The sequence below is a fragment of the Paenarthrobacter sp. DKR-5 genome, assembly GCF_018531425.1.
Taxonomy (GTDB): Bacteria; Actinomycetota; Actinomycetes; order Actinomycetales; family Micrococcaceae; genus DKR-5.
Genome location: NZ_JAHBOI010000013.1, coordinates 1840 through 5617 on the forward strand (window position 1 = coordinate 1840; position 3778 = coordinate 5617).

The following is a 3778-nucleotide window of genomic DNA, read 5'->3' on the forward strand; positions in this document are numbered from 1 at the left end:
GGCTGCGGCCGGGTGAGTACGGTGTCCTTCCCTTTGGGGTTGGGTGCGTGGAAAGCCTGGTGCGGGTGGGGGGCGGGCGTCTTTTGGCACACTGTTGGGTCCTGAGGCAACAGGGCTCGTGGCCGGCCGGGTTTTGTCCTGGCGGGTTGTGGGTTGTTGTTTCTGGTTTCCCGGGCATTGTCTGTGCTTGTTCTCCTTGGTGGGGGCGGGTGGCGGGTGTGACGGGGTTGTTGTTTGAGAACTGCATAGTGGACGCGAGCATCTTATTTTGTAAGAGCAATTTCTATTGATGAACCTGGTGCCGGCCTTTCGGGGTTGGTTTCCGTGGTTCTCTCGAGAATGTGCGTGATCTTGATCGTTGTGGTCAAGTTTTTAAGGGCACACGGTGGATGCCTTGGCATTAGGAGCCGAAGAAGGACGTAGGAATCTGCGATAAGCCTGGGGGAGTTGATAACCGAACGGTGATCCCAGGATGTCCGAATGGGGAAACCCCGCCAGACGCGCGAGTGATCTGGTGACCCGCATCTGAACACATAGGGTGTGTGGGGGGAACGTGGGGAAGTGAAACATCTCAGTACCCACAGGAAGAGAAAACAACAGTGATTCCGTGAGTAGTGGCGAGCGAAAGCGGATGAGGCTAAACCGTGCCATGTGTGATAGCCGGCGGGCGTTGCATGGCCGGGGTTGCGGGACTTCCCGTTCTGTCTCTGCCGGGACAGTGAGGTGAGAGTGTTTGCATAGTCGAGCAGGTTTGAAGGCCTGACCGTAGAGGGTGAGAGTCCCGTAGACGAAATGCATGAACACCGCCTGGGGAGTATCCCAAGTAGTACGGGGCCCGAGAAATCCCGTGCGAATCTGCCAGGACCACCTGGTAAGCCTAAATACTACCTAATGACCGATAGCGGACTAGTACCGTGAGGGAAAGGTGAAAAGTACCCCGGGAGGGGAGTGAAACAGTACCTGAAACCGTGTGCTTACAATCCGTCGGAGCAGCCTTGTAGTTGTGACGGCGTGCCTTTTGAAGAATGAGCCTGCGAGTTAGTGTTACGTCGCGAGGTTAACCCGTGTGGGGAAGCCGTAGCGAAAGCGAGTCTGAACAGGGCGATGCAGTGGCGTGATCTAGACCCGAAGCGAAGTGATCTACCCATGGCCAGGTTGAAGCGACGGTAAGACGTCGTGGAGGACCGAACCCACTTCAGTTGAAAATGGAGGGGATGAGCTGTGGGTAGGGGTGAAAGGCCAATCAAACTTCGTGATAGCTGGTTCTCCCCGAAATGCATTTAGGTGCAGCGTTGCGTGTTTCTTGCCGGAGGTAGAGCTACTGGATGGCCGATGGGCCCTACAAGGTTACTGACGTCAGCCAAACTCCGAATGCCGGTAAGTGAGAGCGCAGCAGTGAGACTGTGGGGGATAAGCTTCATAGTCGAGAGGGAAACAGCCCAGACCACCAACTAAGGCCCCTAAGCGTGTGCTAAGTGGGAAAGGATGTGGAGTTGCCCAGACAACCAGGAGGTTGGCTTAGAAGCAGCCACCCTTGAAAGAGTGCGTAATAGCTCACTGGTCAAGTGATTCCGCGCCGACAATGTAGCGGGGCTCAAGTACACCGCCGAAGTTGTGGCATTCACATAGGACCCTAGCCTTCGTGGTTCAGGGGTGTGGATGGGTAGGGGAGCGTCGTGTGGGCAGTGAAGTCGCGGTGTAAACCAGCGGTGGAGCCCACACGAGTGAGAATGCAGGCATGAGTAGCGAAAGACGGGTGAGAAACCCGTCCGCCGAATGATCAAGGGTTCCAGGGTCAAGCTAATCTGCCCTGGGTAAGTCGGGACCTAAGGCGAGGCCGACAGGCGTAGTCGATGGACAACGGGTTGATATTCCCGTACCGGCGAAAAACCGCCAATACTGATTCCGGGATACTAACCGCCCAATCCGTGCATGAGTGCCCTTCGGGGCCGGGTGCGCGGGGCGCGCGGGACCTGACCGGGGGAGGTAAGCGTATTAACAGGTGTGACGCAGGAAGGTAGCCGAGCCGGGCGATGGTTGTCCCGGTCTAAGGATGTAGGGCGAACGGTAGGCAAATCCGCTGTTCATGTGCCTGAGATCTGACGGGACCCCCGTTTCGGGGGGATTCGGTGATCCTATGCTGCCGAGAAAAGCATCGACGCGAGGTTTTAGCTGCCCGTACCCCAAACCGACACAGGTGATCAGGTAGAGAATACTAAGGCGATCGAGAGAATTATGGTTAAGGAACTCGGCAAAATGCCCCCGTAACTTCGGGAGAAGGGGGGCCCCAACCTTGAACGGTACTTGCGACCGGGAGGGGATCGGGGCCGCAGAGACCAGGGGGAAGCGACTGTTTACTAAAAACACAGGTCCGTGCGAAGTCGCAAGACGATGTATACGGACTGACTCCTGCCCGGTGCTGGAAGGTTAAGAGGACCGGTTAGCCTCACGGCGAAGCTGAGAATTTAAGCCCCAGTAAACGGCGGTGGTAACTATAACCATCCTAAGGTAGCGAAATTCCTTGTCGGGTAAGTTCCGACCTGCACGAATGGAGTAACGACTTCCCCGCTGTCTCAACCATAAACTCGGCGAAATTGCAGTACGAGTAAAGATGCTCGTTACGCGCAGCAGGACGGAAAGACCCCGAGACCTTTACTATAGTTTGGTATTGGTGTTCGGAGTGGCTTGTGTAGGATAGGTGGGAGACTGTGAAGCCCGGACGCCAGTTCGGGTGGAGTCATCGTTGAAATACCACTCTGGTCACTTTGGATATCTAACTTCGGCCCGTAATCCGGGTCAGGGACAGTGCCTGATGGGTAGTTTAACTGGGGCGGTTGCCTCCTAAAGAGTAACGGAGGCGCCCAAAGGTTCCCTCAGCCTGGTTGGCAATCAGGTGTCGAGTGTAAGTGCACAAGGGAGCTTGACTGTGAGAGAGACATCTCAAGCAGGGACGAAAGTCGGGACTAGTGATCCGGCGGCACATTGTGGAATGGCCGTCGCTCAACGGATAAAAGGTACCTCGGGGATAACAGGCTGATCTTGCCCAAGAGTCCATATCGACGGCATGGTTTGGCACCTCGATGTCGGCTCGTCGCATCCTGGGGCTGGAGTAGGTCCCAAGGGTTGGGCTGTTCGCCCATTAAAGCGGTACGCGAGCTGGGTTTAGAACGTCGTGAGACAGTTCGGTCCCTATCCGCTGCGCGCGCAGGAAATTTGAGAAGGGCTGTCCTTAGTACGAGAGGACCGGGACGGACGAACCTCTGGTGTGTCAGTTGTACTGCCAAGTGCACCGCTGATTAGCTACGTTCGGATGGGATAACCGCTGAAAGCATCTAAGCGGGAAGCTCGCTTCAAGATGAGATTTCCATACACGTTTGTGTGAGAGGCCCCCAGCCAGACCACTGGGTTGATAGGCCGGATGTGGAAGCGAGGACTAACGACTCGTGAAGCTGACCGGTACTAATAGGCCGATAACTTACACCACACACCACCCCCCTGAACCGGGGTTGGTGGCGATCACACTGCTTGCGTCCACTATGCGGTTCCCGAACAACAACCAGGGAACCAACAACACAAAAATATTGTTGTAACCACAGATTTCCCCCCGGCACGACCGGCCAAAGGCCAGGTCACCAGGGGTGGTAACAGAGTTACGGCGGTCATAGCGTGGGGGAAACGCCCGGTCCCATTCCGAACCCGGAAGCTAAGGCCCACAGCGCCGATGGTACTGCACTCGCGAGGGTGTGGGAGAGTAGGACACCGCCGGACCACACTTAGA

2 rRNA genes are annotated in these 3778 nt (G+C 56.3%); both read left to right on the top strand.

Going from position 1 to position 3778, the window contains the following annotated elements:
* The first annotated feature begins 362 nt into the window (after positions 1-362).
* Positions 363-3484 (top strand): 23S ribosomal RNA (locus KIH31_RS17995).
* 167 nt (positions 3485-3651) lie between these two features.
* Positions 3652-3768 (top strand): 5S ribosomal RNA (gene rrf, locus KIH31_RS18000).
* The last annotated feature ends 10 nt before the right edge of the window (positions 3769-3778 follow it).